27 protein-coding genes are annotated in these 14,381 nt (G+C 54.4%); all 27 read left to right on the top strand.

Features of this window, described 5'->3' with window-relative positions:
• The first annotated feature begins 3 nt into the window (after positions 1-3).
• The 27 genes from rplD to ACYZT3_RS26425 all read left to right on the top strand — a co-directional run bounded on the left by rplD (position 4) and on the right by ACYZT3_RS26425 (position 14,330).
• On the top strand, positions 4-606 hold the full coding sequence (rplD, locus tag ACYZT3_RS26555; protein WP_007896707.1) for a 50S ribosomal protein L4: 603 nt from the start codon (positions 4-6) through the stop codon (positions 604-606).
• The gene (gene rplW, locus ACYZT3_RS26550) at positions 603-902 is read left to right on the top strand and encodes a 50S ribosomal protein L23 (RefSeq protein ID WP_002555488.1); all 300 of its coding nucleotides are present in this window, start codon (positions 603-605) and stop codon (positions 900-902) included. The genes rplD and rplW overlap by 4 nt, the downstream gene beginning before the upstream one ends.
• Before the next feature lie 14 nt (positions 903-916).
• Positions 917-1,741, top strand: a complete 825-nt coding sequence (rplB, locus tag ACYZT3_RS26545; RefSeq protein ID WP_003176423.1) for a 50S ribosomal protein L2 — start codon at positions 917-919, stop codon at positions 1,739-1,741.
• Between the two features lie 16 nt (positions 1,742-1,757).
• The gene (rpsS, locus tag ACYZT3_RS26540; RefSeq protein WP_002555486.1) at positions 1,758-2,033 is read left to right on the top strand and encodes a 30S ribosomal protein S19; all 276 of its coding nucleotides are present in this window, start codon (positions 1,758-1,760) and stop codon (positions 2,031-2,033) included.
• A gap of 13 nt (positions 2,034-2,046) precedes the next feature.
• Positions 2,047-2,379, top strand: a complete 333-nt coding sequence (gene rplV, locus ACYZT3_RS26535; RefSeq protein ID WP_003103908.1) for a 50S ribosomal protein L22 — start codon at positions 2,047-2,049, stop codon at positions 2,377-2,379.
• 13 nt (positions 2,380-2,392) lie between these two features.
• Complete coding sequence (gene rpsC / locus ACYZT3_RS26530) at positions 2,393-3,079, top strand: 30S ribosomal protein S3 (RefSeq protein WP_003176422.1); 687 nt, start codon at positions 2,393-2,395, stop codon at positions 3,077-3,079.
• A gap of 12 nt (positions 3,080-3,091) precedes the next feature.
• Positions 3,092-3,505: a 50S ribosomal protein L16 gene (gene rplP, locus ACYZT3_RS26525; protein WP_282379294.1), complete on the top strand. Its 414-nt coding sequence runs from the start codon at positions 3,092-3,094 to the stop codon at positions 3,503-3,505.
• Positions 3,505-3,696: a 50S ribosomal protein L29 gene (rpmC, locus tag ACYZT3_RS26520; protein WP_002555481.1), complete on the top strand. Its 192-nt coding sequence runs from the start codon at positions 3,505-3,507 to the stop codon at positions 3,694-3,696. Before rplP ends, rpmC begins: the two co-directional genes overlap by 1 nt.
• Before the next feature lie 2 nt (positions 3,697-3,698).
• On the top strand, positions 3,699-3,965 hold the full coding sequence (rpsQ, locus tag ACYZT3_RS26515; protein WP_003176419.1) for a 30S ribosomal protein S17: 267 nt from the start codon (positions 3,699-3,701) through the stop codon (positions 3,963-3,965).
• A 23-nt stretch (positions 3,966-3,988) separates the two neighbouring features.
• Complete coding sequence (gene rplN / locus ACYZT3_RS26510) at positions 3,989-4,357, top strand: 50S ribosomal protein L14 (protein WP_002555479.1); 369 nt, start codon at positions 3,989-3,991, stop codon at positions 4,355-4,357.
• Positions 4,358-4,368: 11 nt separating this feature from the next.
• The gene (gene rplX / locus ACYZT3_RS26505) at positions 4,369-4,683 is read left to right on the top strand and encodes a 50S ribosomal protein L24 (protein ID WP_033059465.1); all 315 of its coding nucleotides are present in this window, start codon (positions 4,369-4,371) and stop codon (positions 4,681-4,683) included.
• A gap of 20 nt (positions 4,684-4,703) precedes the next feature.
• Complete coding sequence (gene rplE, locus ACYZT3_RS26500) at positions 4,704-5,243, top strand: 50S ribosomal protein L5 (protein WP_003176415.1); 540 nt, start codon at positions 4,704-4,706, stop codon at positions 5,241-5,243.
• A gap of 13 nt (positions 5,244-5,256) precedes the next feature.
• On the top strand, positions 5,257-5,562 hold the full coding sequence (gene rpsN, locus ACYZT3_RS26495; protein WP_003176414.1) for a 30S ribosomal protein S14: 306 nt from the start codon (positions 5,257-5,259) through the stop codon (positions 5,560-5,562).
• A gap of 209 nt (positions 5,563-5,771) precedes the next feature.
• On the top strand, positions 5,772-6,164 hold the full coding sequence (gene rpsH, locus ACYZT3_RS26490) for a 30S ribosomal protein S8 (RefSeq protein WP_003186040.1): 393 nt from the start codon (positions 5,772-5,774) through the stop codon (positions 6,162-6,164).
• A 12-nt stretch (positions 6,165-6,176) separates the two neighbouring features.
• Positions 6,177-6,710: a 50S ribosomal protein L6 gene (gene rplF, locus ACYZT3_RS26485; RefSeq protein ID WP_003176412.1), complete on the top strand. Its 534-nt coding sequence runs from the start codon at positions 6,177-6,179 to the stop codon at positions 6,708-6,710.
• Positions 6,711-6,720: 10 nt separating this feature from the next.
• Positions 6,721-7,071 carry a 50S ribosomal protein L18 gene (rplR, locus tag ACYZT3_RS26480; protein ID WP_003186037.1) on the top strand — a complete coding sequence of 117 codons (351 nt, stop codon included), beginning with the start codon at positions 6,721-6,723 and terminating at the stop codon, positions 7,069-7,071.
• 3 nt (positions 7,072-7,074) lie between these two features.
• Positions 7,075-7,575 (top strand): 30S ribosomal protein S5, encoded by a 501-nt coding sequence (gene rpsE / locus ACYZT3_RS26475; RefSeq protein ID WP_003186035.1) that lies wholly within the window; start codon positions 7,075-7,077, stop codon positions 7,573-7,575.
• A 2-nt stretch (positions 7,576-7,577) separates the two neighbouring features.
• Positions 7,578-7,754 (top strand): 50S ribosomal protein L30, encoded by a 177-nt coding sequence (gene rpmD / locus ACYZT3_RS26470; protein ID WP_003186033.1) that lies wholly within the window; start codon positions 7,578-7,580, stop codon positions 7,752-7,754.
• A gap of 3 nt (positions 7,755-7,757) precedes the next feature.
• Positions 7,758-8,195 carry a 50S ribosomal protein L15 gene (rplO, locus tag ACYZT3_RS26465; protein WP_007896782.1) on the top strand — a complete coding sequence of 146 codons (438 nt, stop codon included), beginning with the start codon at positions 7,758-7,760 and terminating at the stop codon, positions 8,193-8,195.
• A complete protein-coding gene (gene secY / locus ACYZT3_RS26460; protein WP_008073883.1) occupies positions 8,196-9,524 on the top strand; it encodes a preprotein translocase subunit SecY in 1,329 nt (442 codons plus the stop codon).
• A gap of 27 nt (positions 9,525-9,551) precedes the next feature.
• Positions 9,552-9,668, top strand: coding sequence for a 50S ribosomal protein L36 (gene rpmJ, locus ACYZT3_RS26455; RefSeq protein WP_002555468.1), 117 nt, complete (start codon positions 9,552-9,554; stop codon positions 9,666-9,668).
• Between the two features lie 130 nt (positions 9,669-9,798).
• Entirely contained in the window at positions 9,799-10,155 is a 357-nt protein-coding gene (gene rpsM, locus ACYZT3_RS26450; RefSeq protein WP_003186020.1) for a 30S ribosomal protein S13, read from the top strand.
• A gap of 30 nt (positions 10,156-10,185) precedes the next feature.
• Entirely contained in the window at positions 10,186-10,575 is a 390-nt protein-coding gene (rpsK, locus tag ACYZT3_RS26445; RefSeq protein ID WP_002555466.1) for a 30S ribosomal protein S11, read from the top strand.
• A gap of 18 nt (positions 10,576-10,593) precedes the next feature.
• Positions 10,594-11,214, top strand: coding sequence for a 30S ribosomal protein S4 (rpsD, locus tag ACYZT3_RS26440; protein ID WP_003210056.1), 621 nt, complete (start codon positions 10,594-10,596; stop codon positions 11,212-11,214).
• 22 nt (positions 11,215-11,236) lie between these two features.
• Positions 11,237-12,238: a DNA-directed RNA polymerase subunit alpha gene (locus ACYZT3_RS26435; RefSeq protein WP_003186012.1), complete on the top strand. Its 1,002-nt coding sequence runs from the start codon at positions 11,237-11,239 to the stop codon at positions 12,236-12,238.
• A 42-nt stretch (positions 12,239-12,280) separates the two neighbouring features.
• Positions 12,281-12,667, top strand: coding sequence for a 50S ribosomal protein L17 (gene rplQ / locus ACYZT3_RS26430; RefSeq protein ID WP_131062043.1), 387 nt, complete (start codon positions 12,281-12,283; stop codon positions 12,665-12,667).
• Positions 12,668-12,875: 208 nt separating this feature from the next.
• Positions 12,876-14,330, top strand: a complete 1,455-nt coding sequence (locus tag ACYZT3_RS26425) for a catalase (protein ID WP_282379283.1) — start codon at positions 12,876-12,878, stop codon at positions 14,328-14,330.
• Positions 14,331-14,381 lie beyond the last annotated feature (51 nt).

Here is a 14,381-nt window from a genome sequence, read left to right as displayed (position 1 = left end):
GACATGCAATTAAATGTAAATGACGCTCAAGCGATCGAAGTTTCCGAACTGACATTTGGCGGCGAATTCAACGAGACGCTGGTTCACCAAGCAGTCGTGGCCTACATGGCCGGCGGCCGTCAAGGTAGCAAGCAGCAAAAGACCCGTTCCGACGTTCGTGGTGGCGGTAAGCGCCCATGGCGTCAGAAAGGTACTGGCCGTGCTCGTGCCGGTACTATCCGTAGCCCAATCTGGCGTGGCGGCGGTACCACTTTCGCAGCTCGTCCTCAGGATCACACCCAGAAGCTGAACAAGAAGATGTATCGCGCAGCAATGCGTTCCATCCTTGCTGAGCTGGTGCGTACTGATCGTCTGGTTGTGGTTCAGGACTTCGCTGTTGATGCACCGAAGACCAAAGATCTGCTGAACAAACTGACCGGCATGGGCCTGACTGACGTCTTGATCGTGTCTGAAGTAGTTGATCAGAACCTGTACCTGGCTGCTCGCAACCTGCCACACGTTGATGTACGTGACGTGCAAGGTTCCGATCCAGTTAGTCTGATCGCATACGACAAGGTGTTGATCACCGTGTCGGCCGTGAAGAAATTCGAGGAGCTGCTGGGATGAACCAGGAACGCGTATTTAAAGTTCTGCTTGGCCCGCACGTTTCCGAGAAGGCTACGGTTCTGGCTGACAAGAAAGGCCAGTTCGTTTTCAAGGTTGCAACTGACGCAACCAAGCTGGAAATCAAGAAGGCCGTCGAAAGCCTGTTCAGCGTGAAAGTAGAGCGTGTTACTACCCTGAATGTTCTGGGTAAGAGCAAGCGCACTGCTCGCGGTCTGGGCAAGCGTAATGACTGGAAGAAGGCAGTTATCTCCCTTCAGCCAGGCCAAGATCTCGATTTCAGCAGCAGTGCTGAGTAAGGAAGGGGTGCATCATGGCAATCGTTAAATGCAAACCGACTTCCCCTGGCCGCCGTTTTGTGGTCAAGGTGGTCAACCAGGAGCTGCATAAAGGCGCTCCTCACGCACCGCTGCTCGAGAAAAAATCGAAGACTGGTGGTCGTAACAACAATGGTCGTATTACCACTCGTCACATCGGTGGTGGCCACAAGCAGCATTATCGTCTGGTCGATTTCCGTCGTAACGACAAAGATGGCATCTCTGCCACTGTCGAGCGTATTGAATACGATCCAAACCGTACTGCTCACATCGCTCTGCTGCTGTACGCAGATGGCGAGCGTCGCTACATCATCGCCCCTAAAGGCGTGAGTGCTGGCGACCAGCTGATCGCAGGTGCTCTGGCACCGATCAAGCCGGGCAACGCTCTGCAACTGCGTAACATTCCAGTTGGTAGCACCGTACACGGCATCGAATTGAAGCCAGGTAAAGGCGCGCAAATCGCTCGTTCCGCTGGTGCTTCGGCTCAGCTGATCGCTCGTGAAGGTGTCTACGTGACCCTGCGTCTGCGTTCTGGTGAGATGCGTAAAGTGCTGGCTGAGTGCCGCGCGACCCTGGGTGAAGTCTCGAACTCCGAGCACAGCCTGCGTTCGCTGGGTAAAGCTGGTGCCAAACGCTGGCGTGGCGTTCGCCCAACCGTTCGTGGTGTTGCCATGAACCCGGTTGACCACCCACATGGTGGTGGTGAAGGTCGTACCTCTGGTGGTCGTCATCCGGTATCGCCATGGGGCTTCCCGACTAAGGGCGCGAAGACTCGTGGTAATAAGCGTACCGACAAAATGATCGTCCGTCGTCGCAAGTAAATAGAGGGATACGACAGTGCCACGTTCTCTGAAAAAAGGTCCTTTTATTGATCTTCACCTACTGAAGAAGATCGAAGTGGCGGCGGAAAAGAACGATCGCAAACCAGTTAAAACCTGGTCGCGTCGTTCCATGATCCTGCCACAAATGGTCGGTTTGACCATTGCAGTGCATAACGGTCGTCAACATGTCCCAGTTCTCGTGAACGAAGACATGGTCGGCCACAAACTGGGCGAGTTTGCCGGTACCCGCACATATCGTGGGCACGTGGCAGACAAGAAAGCCAAGCGTTAAGGGGTAAGGAACGATGGAAGTAGCCGCTAAGTTGTCGGGCGCTCGAATCTCCGCCCAGAAAGCCCGCTTGGTCGCCGACCAGATCCGCGGGAAGAAGGTGGGCGAAGCGCTCAACCTGTTGGCTTTCAGCAGTAAGAAAGCCGCCGAGATCATGAAGAAAGTGCTGGAGTCGGCCGTAGCCAACGCCGAGCATAACGAAGGCGCAGACGTTGATGACCTTAAAGTCAGCACCGTTTTCGTCAACGAAGGGCGTTCGCTGAAGCGAATCATGCCACGTGCCAAAGGCCGTGCTGATCGCATCGTCAAGCGGTCTTGCCATATCACTGTCAAGGTTGCTGACAAGTAACGGAGTCGAAGAGATGGGTCAGAAAGTACATCCCATTGGCATTCGCCTGGGAATCGTCAAGGAGCACACCTCCGTCTGGTACGCAGACGGTCGGACTTATGCGGACTATTTGTTCGCTGATCTGAAGGTGCGCGAGTATCTCCAAGACAAACTAAAAAGCGCGTCCGTAAGCCGTATCGATATCCATCGTCCGGCTCAGACTGCACGTATCACCATCCACACCGCTCGTCCAGGTATCGTTATCGGGAAGAAAGGTGAAGATGTTGAGAAACTGCGTCAGGACCTGACCAAGCAAATGGGTGTGCCTGTGCACATCAATATCGAAGAAATCCGCAAGCCGGAACTCGACGGTATGCTGGTTGCGCAGAGCGTAGCTCAGCAGCTGGAGCGTCGCGTAATGTTCCGTCGCGCTATGAAGCGCGCTGTACAGAACGCCATGCGCATTGGTGCCAAAGGCATCAAAATCCAAGTGAGCGGTCGTCTCGGCGGTGCTGAAATCGCACGTACTGAATGGTATCGCGAAGGTCGTGTGCCACTGCACACCCTGCGTGCCGACATCGACTATGCCAACTACGAAGCTCACACCACTTATGGTGTGATCGGTGTAAAGGTTTGGATCTTCAAAGGCGAAGTAATTGGTGGTCGCCAAGAAGAACTGAAACCACAAGCACCAGCGCCTCGTAAAAAAGCTGCTAAGTAAGGGGTACGCCAAATGTTGCAACCAAAGCGTACGAAGTTCCGCAAGCAGATGACTGGCCACAACCGTGGCTTGGCTCAGCGCGGTAGCAAAGTCAGCTTCGGCGAATATGCGCTGAAGTCTGTAGCTCGTGGTCGTCTCACCGCTCGTCAGATCGAGTCAGCGCGTCGTGCACTGACCCGTCACGTTAAACGTGGCGGCAAGATCTGGATCCGTGTATTCCCGGACAAACCTGTCACCAAAAAGCCACTCGAAGTTCGGATGGGTAAAGGTAAGGGTAACGTCGAATACTGGGTTGCCCAGATTCAGCCAGGCAAAGTCCTGTATGAAATCGAGGGTGTTTCTGAAGAGCTGGCGCGTGAGGCTTTCGCCCTGGCTGCTGCAAAGCTGCCGCTCGCCACCTCCTTTGTTAAACGGACGGTGATGTGATGAAAGCGAATGAACTTCGTGAAAAATCCGCACAGCAGCTGAACGAGCAACTGCTCGGCCTGCTGCGCGACCAGTTCAATCTGCGTATGCAGAAAGCAACTGGCCAGTTGGGGCAGTCTCATCTGCTCTCGCAAGTTAAACGTGACATCGCTCGCGTGAAGACTGTGCTTAACCAGCAGGCAGGTAAGTAATCATGGCTGAAGCCGAAAAAACTGTCCGTACGCTGACTGGCCGTGTTGTCAGCGACAAGATGGACAAAACCATCACCGTTCTGATCGAGCGTCGCGTTAAGCACCCGATCTACGGTAAATACGTTAAGCGTTCGACTAAGCTGCACGCGCACGACGAAACCAATCAGTGCCACATCGGCGACAAAGTCACTATTCGTGAAACTCGTCCTTTGGCCAAGACCAAGTCTTGGGCGCTGGTTGATGTTCTCGAACGCGCTGTGGAAGTCTAAGGACTAGGGGTCGGAGAAATTATATGATTCAGACTCAATCCATGCTCGATGTGGCCGATAACAGCGGCGCTCGCCGTGTTATGTGCATCAAGGTGCTGGGTGGCTCCCATCGTCGTTACGCTGGTATCGGTGACATCATCAAAGTTACCGTGAAGGAAGCAATTCCTCGCGGTAAAGTGAAAAAAGGCCAAGTGATGACTGCTGTTGTAGTCCGCACTCGCCACGGCGTTCGCCGTGCTGATGGCTCCATTATCCGCTTTGATGGCAACGCTGCTGTTCTTCTGAACAACAAGCAAGAGCCGATCGGCACCCGTATCTTTGGGCCAGTGACCCGTGAACTTCGTACTGAGAAGTTCATGAAGATCGTCTCGCTCGCCCCAGAAGTGCTGTAAGGAGATCCGACATGCAAAAGATTCGTCGTGACGACGAGATCATCGTGATCGCCGGCAAAGACAAAGGTAAGCGCGGTAAGGTGCTTAAGGTTCTCGCTGACGACCGTCTGGTCGTTGGTGGTTTGAACCTGGTTAAGCGTCATACCAAGCCAAACCCTGCGTCGGGCGTACAAGGCGGTATCGTCGAAAAAGAAGCGCCACTGCACGCTTCCAACGTTGCCATTTTCAACGGCGAAACCAACAAGGCTGATCGCGTTGGTTTCAAAGTAGAAGACGGCAAGAAAATTCGTGTCTTCAAGTCGACCCAAAAAGCGGTTGATGCTTGAACACTGCTAGGTAGAAGACCATGGCACGACTAAAAGAGATTTACTGGAAGGAAATCGCACCGAAACTTAAGGAAGAACTTAAGCTTTCGAACGTGATGGAAGTTCCACGCGTTACCAAAATCACCCTGAACATGGGTCTGGGCGAAGCGGTCGGCGACAAAAAAGTCATCGAGCACGCTGTTGCTGACCTGGAAAAGATCACCGGCCAGAAAGTCGTTGTGACCTACGCTCGGAAATCCATCGCTGGCTTTAAAGTCCGTGAAGGTTGGCCGATCGGCGTCAAAGTGACTCTGCGCCGTGAGCGTATGTACGAATTCCTGGATCGTCTGCTGTCGATCTCCCTGCCTCGGGTCCGCGACTTTCGCGGCCTGAATGCCAAGTCCTTCGATGGTCGTGGTAACTACAGCATGGGCGTTAAAGAGCAGATCATCTTCCCGGAAATCGACTACGACAAGATCGATGCTCTCCGCGGTCTGGACATTACCCTGACCACCACTGCCAAGAACGATGATGAAGGTCGCGCGCTGCTGCGTGCTTTCAAATTCCCGTTCCGCAACTGATTGGAGTAGGAAAATGGCCAAGATGAGCATGAAAAACCGCGAGCTGAAGCGTCAGCTCACGGTTGCCAAGTACGCCAAAAAGCGTGCAGCACTGAAAGCTATCATCGTTGATCTGAACGCAAGTCCAGAAGCGCGTTGGGAAGCTACAGTAGCTCTGCAGAAGCAGCCACGTGACGCAAGCGCTTCGCGCATGCGTAACCGCTGCCGCCTGACCGGTCGTCCACACGGCGTTTACCGCAAGTTCGGCCTCGGTCGTAACAAATTGCGTGAAGCTGCAATGCGTGGTGACGTACCTGGTCTGGTTAAAGCCAGCTGGTAAGCACTATCAAAGTCTCGGTGGTCCGACTCGCAAGATCCTGACCGCCGGTGACCTTGAACTTGAATCAAGCCCCTATTGGGGCTTGATTCATTTGTGGGGTGTGTCTAGAATACCCGGCTCGCCTGAGCCCGTGCTTTTTTCGCGCGGATGCACTCGGCGACAAGTAGTAGCCGCAAGGCTAATTTTTTTGTATTAGGAGCGTCTAGCCCATGAGTATGCAGGACCCGTTAGCGGACATGCTAACTCGAATCCGTAATGCCCAGATGGCTGAAAAGTCCGTCGTAAGCATGCCATCTTCTACGTTGAAGGTAGCTGTTGCCAAAGTCCTGAAGGACGAAGGTTACATTGCGGGTTATCAGATCAGCAGCGAAATCAAACCACTGCTGTCCATCGAGCTGAAGTACTTCGAAGGCCGTCCGGTCATCGAGGAAGTGAAGCGCGTTAGCCGTCCAGGCCTGCGTCAGTACAAGTCCGTTGATGATCTGCCAAAAGTTCGTGGCGGTCTCGGTGTGTCTATCGTCTCCACCAACAAAGGTGTGATGACGGATCGTGCTGCGCGCGCTGCCGGTGTCGGCGGCGAAGTTCTTTGCACTGTGTTCTAAGGGGGGATAAGCATGTCACGCGTCGCTAAGAACCCCGTTAAGCTGCCAGCCGGTGTCGAAGTAAAATTCGCAGGCCAACAGCTTTCGGTGAAGGGTGCCAAGGGCACTCTCGAACTGAACATCCATTCGTCCGTTGAGATTGTTGAAGAAGCTGGTGAGCTGCGTTTCGCTGCTCGCAATGGCGATCAACAAACTCGCGCAATGGCTGGTACCACTCGTGCGTTGGTAAACAACATGGTCCAAGGCGTAAGCCAAGGCTTCGAGCGCAAGCTCCAGCTGGTCGGTGTTGGTTACAAAGCGCAAGCAAAAGGCACAGTGCTGAACCTGGCTCTTGGCTTCTCGCACCCAGTGGATTATGAACTGCCGGAAGGCATCACCGCTGAGACTCCTAGCCAGACCGATATCCTGATCAAGGGCATCGATAAGCAGCTGGTAGGTCAAGTGGCCGCCGAGATCCGCGACTTCCGTCCACCAGAGCCGTACAAAGGCAAAGGTGTGCGCTACGCGGACGAAGTCGTCCGTCGTAAAGAAGCCAAGAAGAAGTAGGGCATAGCAAATGACCGACAAAAAAGTTACTCGACTGCGTCGCGCTCGCAAAGCACGCCTGAAAATGCACGAACTCGAAGTCGTGCGTCTCTGCGTGTTCCGCTCGTCGCAGCACATCTACGCCCAGGTCATTTCGGCCGACGGCAACAAAGTCCTGGCAAGTGCCTCGACTTTGGATAAAGAACTGCGTGATGGCGCCACTGGCAACATCGACGCGGCCACTAAGGTTGGCCAGCTGGTCGCTACGCGTGCAAAAGCCGCTGGCGTCTCGCAGGTGGCTTTCGACCGCTCTGGCTTCAAGTACCACGGTCGCGTCAAGGCGCTGGCTGATGCTGCTCGTGAAGCTGGGCTGGAGTTCTAAGTTATGTCAAATAACGACCAAAAGCGCGACGAAGGCTACATTGAGAAGCTGGTTCAAGTTAACCGCGTAGCCAAAACCGTTAAAGGCGGCCGTATCTTCACTTTCACCGCGTTGACCGTGGTGGGTGATGGTAAAGGGCGCGTTGGCTTCGGCCGTGGCAAGTCGCGTGAAGTGCCTGCTGCGATCCAGAAGGCAATGGAAGCTGCTCGCCGCAACATGATCCAAGTTGATCTGAACGGCACCACGCTGCAGTACGCAATGAAGTCCGCCCATGGCGCTTCAAAGGTGTACATGCAGCCTGCTTCTGAAGGTACTGGTATCATCGCTGGCGGCGCTATGCGTGCTGTCCTCGAAGTTGCTGGTGTTCAGAACGTTCTGGCCAAGTGCTACGGCTCGACTAACCCGGTAAACGTGGTTCACGCCACTTTCAAAGGTTTGAAAGCTATGCAGTCTCCTGAATCCATTGCCGCCAAGCGTGGCAAAAGCGTCAAGGAGATCTTCTGATCATGGCTACCGTTAAAGTTACGCTGATCAAAAGCATGACCGGCCGCATCCCTAACCACAAACTGTGCGTTAAGGGTCTGGGTCTGCGTCGCATCGGTCACACTGTAGAAGTACTTGATACTCCCGAGAATCGCGGGATGATCAACAAGGCTTACTACATGCTGCGTGTCGAGGGTTAATCGATGAAACTCAATGATCTGAGTCCAGCGCCGGGTTCCCGTCGCGAAAAGCATCGTCCGGGCCGTGGTATCGGTAGTGGTTTGGGCAAGACCGGTGGCCGTGGCCACAAAGGTCAGTCCTCCCGCTCCGGTGGCACCATTGCTCCAGGCTTTGAAGGCGGTCAACAGCCGCTGCATCGTCGTCTGCCGAAATTCGGTTTCGTTTCCTTGAAGGCCATGGACCGCGCAGAAGTGCGTCTGTCCGAGCTGGCTAAAGTGGAAGGCGACATCGTCACCGTGCAGTCCCTGAAAGATGCCAACGTGATCAACGTCAACGTACAGCGTGTGAAAATCATGCTGTCCGGCGAAGTGACTCGCGCTGTTACCATCGGAAAGGGAATCGGCGCCACCAAAGGTGCGCGTGCGGCTATCGAAGCAGCTGGCGGCAAGTTCGAGGAATAAATGGCTAAGCAAGGTGCTCTCTCTGCGCTCGGCAAAGGCGGTATGTCTGAACTCTGGGCTCGTCTGCGTTTTCTGTTCCTGGCGATTATCGTCTACCGAATAGGCGCACACATCCCGGTTCCAGGTATCAACCCGGACCGACTCGCGGACCTGTTTCGACAGAATGAGGGGACCATTCTTAGCTTGTTCAACATGTTTTCCGGCGGCGCGCTGGAGCGGATGAGCATCTTTGCACTGGGGATCATGCCGTACATTTCGGCATCGATCATCATGCAGCTGATGACCGCCGTGAGCCCGCAGCTGGAGCAGTTGAAGAAGGAAGGTGAAGCTGGGCGTCGCAAGATTGCCCAGTACACCCGCTACGGCACTGTCGTTCTCGCTCTCGTTCAGGCAATTGGCATGTCCATTGGTCTGGCAGGGCAGGGCGTTTCGTTCACTGGTGACTTTGGCTTCCATTTCGTCGCGGTATCCACTTTTGTGGCTGGTGCGATGTTCATGATGTGGCTGGGTGAGCAGATTACTGAGCGTGGTGTTGGCAACGGTATCTCGATGTTGATTTTCGCAGGTATCGTCGCCGGTCTTCCGAGGGCGATTGGGCAGTCTTTCGAGTCTGCGCGTCAGGGTGATATCAATATTTTCGCCTTGGTTGCCATCGGTTTGTTGGCAGTAGCGATTATCGGTTTCGTGGTGTTCATTGAGCGTGGTCAGCGTCGTATTGCTGTTCATTACGCCAAGCGCCAGCAGGGCCGCAAGGTCTTCGCTGCGCAGACCAGCCACTTGCCGTTGAAAGTGAACATGGCTGGTGTTATTCCAGCCATTTTCGCGAGCAGCATTTTGCTGTTCCCGGCTTCGTTGGGGACCTGGTTTGGTCAGTCTGAAGGTATGGGCTGGCTGCAGGACATCTCGCAGTCGATCGCTCCTGGTCAGCCGTTGAATATTCTGCTGTTTAGTGCAGGGATTATTTTCTTCTGCTTCTTCTATACGGCGTTGATGTTCAATCCGAAAGACGTAGCGGAAAACCTGAAGAAGTCCGGTGCCTTTATTCCGGGTATCCGTCCAGGTGAGCAGTCTGCGCGCTATATTGATGGCGTGCTGACTCGTTTGACCTTGTTCGGTGCTCTATATATGACGGCCGTGTGCCTGTTGCCCCAGTTCCTGGTGGTTGCAGCAAACGTTCCGTTCTACCTTGGCGGGACCTCGTTGCTGATCGTCGTCGTGGTTGTGATGGACTTCATGTCCCAAGTACAATCGCACCTCGTTTCGCACCAGTACGAATCCCTGATGAAGAAAGCCAACCTGAAGGGTTACGGCAGCGGCATGTTGCGCTGAGTACCCATAAGGTTCGAGGAGTTGGTGATGAAAGTTCGTGCATCGGTGAAAAAGCTGTGCCGTAACTGCAAGATTATTCGCCGCGAAGGTGTTGTTCGAGTAATTTGCAGCGCGGAACCGCGTCACAAACAGCGCCAAGGCTGAGTGTGATTGTGCTTCAAGCCCGGCAGCTAGTGCGCTGCCGGGTTGATTATTTGTTATTACAGCGATATTATCTCGCGCCCTATTTCTTGGCTTCCGGGGCGTAGGTAGCTGTCAATTGGAGTCCCACTGAATGGCCCGTATTGCAGGCGTTAACATTCCAGATAACAAGCATACTGTTATCTCGCTGACCTACATCTATGGTGTTGGTCGCACTACTGCGCAGAAGATTTGTGCAGTGACTGGGGTAAACCCAGCCGCAAAGATCAAAGATCTGAGCGACGAGCAGATTGAACAGCTGCGTGGCGAAGTGGCGAAGTTCACCACTGAAGGTGACCTGCGTCGCGAAATCAACATGAAAATCAAGCGTTTGATGGACCTCGGTTGCTATCGCGGTCTGCGTCATCGTCGTGGTCTTCCAGTGCGCGGTCAGCGTACCAAGACTAACGCGCGTACCCGTAAAGGTCCGCGTAAGCCGATCCGCAAGTAATCGCCCCAGCGAATCGACAGGAAATTAATCATGGCTAAACCTGCTGCTCGTCCTCGTAAAAAAGTTAAAAAGACAGTGGTTGATGGCATTGCCCACATCCACGCTTCTTTTAACAACACAATCGTGACCATCACCGACCGTCAAGGCAACGCTCTTTCCTGGGCTACCTCCGGTGGTTCGGGTTTCCGCGGTTCCCGCAAGTCCACCCCGTTTGCTGCTCAAGTAGCTGCTGAACGTGCTGGTCAAGCTGCGCTGGAATACGGTCTGAAAAACCTCGACGTCAACGTCAAAGGTCCAGGCCCAGGTCGTGAATCTGCAGTCCGCGCTTTGAACGGCTGTGGCTACAAGATCGCCAGCATCACCGACGTGACGCCAATCCCGCACAACGGGTGCCGTCCGCCGAAGAAGCGCCGCGTGTAATCCAGGAGATTGTAAAGAATGGCTCGTTACATTGGTCCAAAATGCAAACTCGCTCGTCGCGAAGGCACCGATCTCTTTCTGAAGAGCGGCGTGCGCGCGATCGAATCGAAGTGCAACATTGAAGCAGCACCTGGTATCCACGGCCAACGCCGCGGTCGCCAGTCCGATTACGGCACCCAACTGCGTGAAAAGCAGAAGGTCCGTCGTATCTACGGCGTTCTCGAGCGTCAATTCAGCGGCTACTACAAAGAAGCTGCTGGCAAGAAAGGCGCAACCGGCGAAAACCTGTTGCAACTGCTCGAATGCCGTCTTGACAACGTCGTATACCGTATGGGTTTTGGCTCTACTCGTGCCGAATCCCGTCAGCTGGTATCGCACAAATCCGTAAGCGTTAACGGTCAGACCGTAAACGTGCCGTCGTACCAGGTTCGTGCTGGTGACGTGGTCGCGATTCGCGAGAAAGCAAAGAACCAACTTCGCATTGTCCAAGCTCTCGATCTGTGTGCCCAACGTGGCCGCGTAGAATGGGTAGAAGTAGACACTGAGAAGAAGTCGGGCGTTTTCAAGAACGTTCCTGCTCGCAGTGATCTGTCCGCCGACATCAACGAAAGCCTGATTGTCGAGCTCTACTCCAAGTAAGGGCTAGAAAATAGGTGCATCCATGCAGATTTCGGTAAATGAGTTCCTGACACCCCGCCATATTGATGTGCAGGTTGTCAGTCCAACCCGCGCCAAGATCACTCTCGAGCCTCTCGAGCGTGGTTTTGGCCACACCCTGGGCAACGCGCTGCGCCGCATCCTGTTGTCCTCAATGCCCGGCTGCGCAGTAGTCGAGGCCGAGATTGACGGTGTGCTCCATGAGTACAGCGCCATCGAAGGTGTACAGGAAGACGTAATTGAAATCCTGTTGAACCTTAAAGGTCTGGCTATCAAGCTGCACGGCCGTGACGAAGTTACGCTGACCTTGTCGAAGAAGGGTTCGGGGGTGGTTACCGCTGCCGATATTCAGCTGGATCATGATGTCGAGATCGTTAACCCCGATCACGTAATCGCTAACCTGGCGTCTAACGGCGCCCTGAACATGAAGCTCACCGTAGCTCGTGGTCGTGGTTATGAACCGGCAGACTCGCGTCAGAGCGATGAAGACGAAAGCCGCAGCATCGGTCGCTTGCAGCTTGACTCTTCGTTCAGCCCGGTTCGCCGTATCGCATACGTGGTGGAAAACGCCCGTGTCGAACAGCGTACTAACCTGGACAAGCTGGTTATTGATCTGGAAACCAACGGTACCCTGGATCCTGAAGAGGCAATTCGCCGCGCTGCAACCATTCTGCAACAGCAGTTGGCTGCGTTCGTCGACCTCAAAGGTGACAGTGAGCCAGTGGTTGTCGAGCAGGAAGACGAGATCGATCCGATCCTGCTTCGCCCGGTTGACGATCTGGAACTGACTGTACGTTCGGCTAACTGCCTTAAGGCGGAAAACATCTACTACATCGGTGACCTGATTCAGCGTACCGAAGTAGAGCTGTTGAAGACTCCGAACCTTGGCAAGAAATCCTTGACTGAAATCAAGGACGTTCTGGCCTCCCGCGGTCTGTCCCTCGGCATGCGCCTCGACAACTGGCCGCCTGCAAGTCTTAAGAAGGACGACAAGGCGACTGCCTGATCGTCGTAATCACCGAACGTTGTGTTTGGTAAGGAATGAACCATGCGTCATCGTAAAAGTGGTCGTCACCTGAGCCGCACTAGCTCGCACCGCAAGGCCATGTTTCAAAACATGGCAGTGTCGCTGTTCGAGCACGAGCTGATCAAAACTACACTGCCGAAAGCTAAAGAACTGCGTCGCGTTGCTGAGCCGCTGATCACTTTGGCCAAGACAGACAGCCTGGCAAACCGCCGTCTGGTTTTCGACCGTACTCGTTCGAAAGCTATCGTTGGTAAGCTCTTCAACGACCTGGGCAAGCGTTACGCTACCCGTGAGGGTGGCTACCTGCGCATCCTCAAGTGCGGTTTCCGCACTGGCGACAACGCGCCTATGGCGTATGTCGAGTTGGTTGATCGTCCTGCCGGCGGTGAAGCTGTATCCGCTGAGTAAGACGTCAGTCTGAAACGAAGAACCGGGCCTAGTGCCCGGTTTTTTGTGCGCGCTCGAAAAGTATCGAAAGCCTAGGCAATACAGTCTCATTAGTATTTATCTATCGATTCTCACAATTTAATGAATTTGATGGTGTCATGTTGATGGTCAATACTCCCTCTCAGCCGATTAGCCGGCAGTAGGAAAGACAGACAGAGGAAGACATCGCATGAGCCAAAATAAAATACTTACCACCGCCAGTGGCGCTCCTGTCGCTGATAACCAGAATTCCCGCTCCGCCGGCCCTCGTGGTCCGCTGCTGCTCGACGACTTTCACCTGATCGAGAAGCTTGCCCACTTCAACCGTGAAAACATCCCAGAACGTCGCGTACACGCCAACGGCTCGGGTGCTTACGGTACCTTTACCGTGACGCGTGACATCACTGAGTACACCAGCGCCAAGCTGTTTGAATCTATCGGCAAGCAAACTCCAACCTTCCTGCGGTTTTCCACCGTGGGTGGCGAGCGCGGTTCTGCTGATACCGAGCGTGATCCTCGCGGTTTCGCCCTGAAGTTCTACACCGAAGAAGGTAATTGGGACATCGTCGGCAACAACACGCCGGTATTTTTCATCCGCGATCCTTTGAAATTCCCGGACTTTATTCACACCCAAAAACGTCTGCCGCAAAGCAACCTGAAAAGCGCACAAATGATGTGGGACTTCTGGTCGCATTCGCCTGAGGCGCTGCACCAGGTCACCATTCTGTTCTCGGATCGCGGCATTCCTGATGGCTACCGTCACATGCACGGCTTCGGCAGCCACACTTACAGCCTGATCAACGCCAATGGCGAGCGTCACTGGGTGAAGTGGCACTACAAGACCAAACAAGGGATCAAAAACCTGGCACCGGCAGAAGCGGCACGCCTGGCCGGGACCGACCCGGATTATGCACAGCGTGATCTGTTCGGCGCGATCGACCGCGGTGATTTCCCGAAATGGCGCGTGTGCATCCAGATCATGACCGAGGCTCAGGCCGCGGCGCACTACGAGAACCCGTTTGACGTGACCAAGACCTGGTCGCAGAAAGAGTTTCCGCTGATCGAAGTGGGCGAGTTGGAGCTTAATCGCAACCCACAGAATTACTTTGCTGAAGTCGAGCAGGCGGCGTTCGGTCCGAGCAACATGGTCCCGGGTGTTGGTTTGTCGCCTGACCGCATGCTGCAGGGTCGAGTGTTCGCTTACGCCGATGCTCACCGCTACCGTATTGGCACCAACCACCAGCAATTGCCGGTGAACGCACCTCGCAGCCCGGTGAACAGCTATCAGCGCGATGGTTCGATGGCGTTTGGCAGTAATGGTGGTGCGACACCTAACTATGAGCCGAACAGCTACGTTGAGTCGCCGAAACAAGCACCTCGCTATGCAGAGCCAGCGCTGGCCCTGAGCGGCGCAGCTGATCGTTACGATCATCGCGAAGATACCGACTATTACAGCCACGCCGGTGCGCTGTTCCGTCTGATGAGTGATGAGCAGAAAGCCCAGCTGGTCAACAACATTGCCGGCGCCATGGGCGGCGTTTCCGGCGACGTGATTGATCGTCAATTGCAGCATTTCTTCAGGGCCGACCTGGCGTATGGAGAAGCAATTGCAACGGCGTTGGGTGTACAGCTTAACGAAGTCTAAACGAGAAGCAGAACCGCCCTCATTTGGGCGGTTTTTGCGTTATTTAAACCA

It is taken from the genome of Pseudomonas sp. MDT1-16, from assembly GCF_054898115.1.
This window is presented reverse-complemented; position numbering and strand designations above follow the sequence as displayed.

What these genes read in the sequence shown, in the direction of transcription:
- rpsM (WP_003186020.1), top strand. Translation starts at nt 9,799, where the DNA reads ATGGCCCGTATTGCAGGCGTTAACATTCCAGATAACAAGCATACTGTT.
- rplF (WP_003176412.1), top strand. Translation starts at nt 6,177, where the DNA reads ATGTCACGCGTCGCTAAGAACCCCGTTAAGCTGCCAGCCGGTGTCGAA.
- rpsN (WP_003176414.1), top strand. Translation starts at nt 5,257, where the DNA reads ATGGCCAAGATGAGCATGAAAAACCGCGAGCTGAAGCGTCAGCTCACG.
- rpsD (WP_003210056.1), top strand. Translation starts at nt 10,594, where the DNA reads ATGGCTCGTTACATTGGTCCAAAATGCAAACTCGCTCGTCGCGAAGGC.
- rplO (WP_007896782.1), top strand. Translation starts at nt 7,758, where the DNA reads ATGAAACTCAATGATCTGAGTCCAGCGCCGGGTTCCCGTCGCGAAAAG.
- rplX (WP_033059465.1), top strand. Translation starts at nt 4,369, where the DNA reads ATGCAAAAGATTCGTCGTGACGACGAGATCATCGTGATCGCCGGCAAA.
- rplP (WP_282379294.1), top strand. Translation starts at nt 3,092, where the DNA reads ATGTTGCAACCAAAGCGTACGAAGTTCCGCAAGCAGATGACTGGCCAC.
- ACYZT3_RS26425 (WP_282379283.1), top strand. Translation starts at nt 12,876, where the DNA reads ATGAGCCAAAATAAAATACTTACCACCGCCAGTGGCGCTCCTGTCGCT.
- rpsE (WP_003186035.1), top strand. Translation starts at nt 7,075, where the DNA reads ATGTCAAATAACGACCAAAAGCGCGACGAAGGCTACATTGAGAAGCTG.
- rpsH (WP_003186040.1), top strand. Translation starts at nt 5,772, where the DNA reads ATGAGTATGCAGGACCCGTTAGCGGACATGCTAACTCGAATCCGTAAT.
- rplR (WP_003186037.1), top strand. Translation starts at nt 6,721, where the DNA reads ATGACCGACAAAAAAGTTACTCGACTGCGTCGCGCTCGCAAAGCACGC.
- rplN (WP_002555479.1), top strand. Translation starts at nt 3,989, where the DNA reads ATGATTCAGACTCAATCCATGCTCGATGTGGCCGATAACAGCGGCGCT.
- rpsC (WP_003176422.1), top strand. Translation starts at nt 2,393, where the DNA reads ATGGGTCAGAAAGTACATCCCATTGGCATTCGCCTGGGAATCGTCAAG.
- rpmC (WP_002555481.1), top strand. Translation starts at nt 3,505, where the DNA reads ATGAAAGCGAATGAACTTCGTGAAAAATCCGCACAGCAGCTGAACGAG.
- secY (WP_008073883.1), top strand. Translation starts at nt 8,196, where the DNA reads ATGGCTAAGCAAGGTGCTCTCTCTGCGCTCGGCAAAGGCGGTATGTCT.
- rplB (WP_003176423.1), top strand. Translation starts at nt 917, where the DNA reads ATGGCAATCGTTAAATGCAAACCGACTTCCCCTGGCCGCCGTTTTGTG.
- rplQ (WP_131062043.1), top strand. Translation starts at nt 12,281, where the DNA reads ATGCGTCATCGTAAAAGTGGTCGTCACCTGAGCCGCACTAGCTCGCAC.
- rplV (WP_003103908.1), top strand. Translation starts at nt 2,047, where the DNA reads ATGGAAGTAGCCGCTAAGTTGTCGGGCGCTCGAATCTCCGCCCAGAAA.
- rpmJ (WP_002555468.1), top strand. Translation starts at nt 9,552, where the DNA reads ATGAAAGTTCGTGCATCGGTGAAAAAGCTGTGCCGTAACTGCAAGATT.
- rpsK (WP_002555466.1), top strand. Translation starts at nt 10,186, where the DNA reads ATGGCTAAACCTGCTGCTCGTCCTCGTAAAAAAGTTAAAAAGACAGTG.
- rpsQ (WP_003176419.1), top strand. Translation starts at nt 3,699, where the DNA reads ATGGCTGAAGCCGAAAAAACTGTCCGTACGCTGACTGGCCGTGTTGTC.
- rplW (WP_002555488.1), top strand. Translation starts at nt 603, where the DNA reads ATGAACCAGGAACGCGTATTTAAAGTTCTGCTTGGCCCGCACGTTTCC.
- rplE (WP_003176415.1), top strand. Translation starts at nt 4,704, where the DNA reads ATGGCACGACTAAAAGAGATTTACTGGAAGGAAATCGCACCGAAACTT.
- rpmD (WP_003186033.1), top strand. Translation starts at nt 7,578, where the DNA reads ATGGCTACCGTTAAAGTTACGCTGATCAAAAGCATGACCGGCCGCATC.
- rplD (WP_007896707.1), top strand. Translation starts at nt 4, where the DNA reads ATGCAATTAAATGTAAATGACGCTCAAGCGATCGAAGTTTCCGAACTG.
- ACYZT3_RS26435 (WP_003186012.1), top strand. Translation starts at nt 11,237, where the DNA reads ATGCAGATTTCGGTAAATGAGTTCCTGACACCCCGCCATATTGATGTG.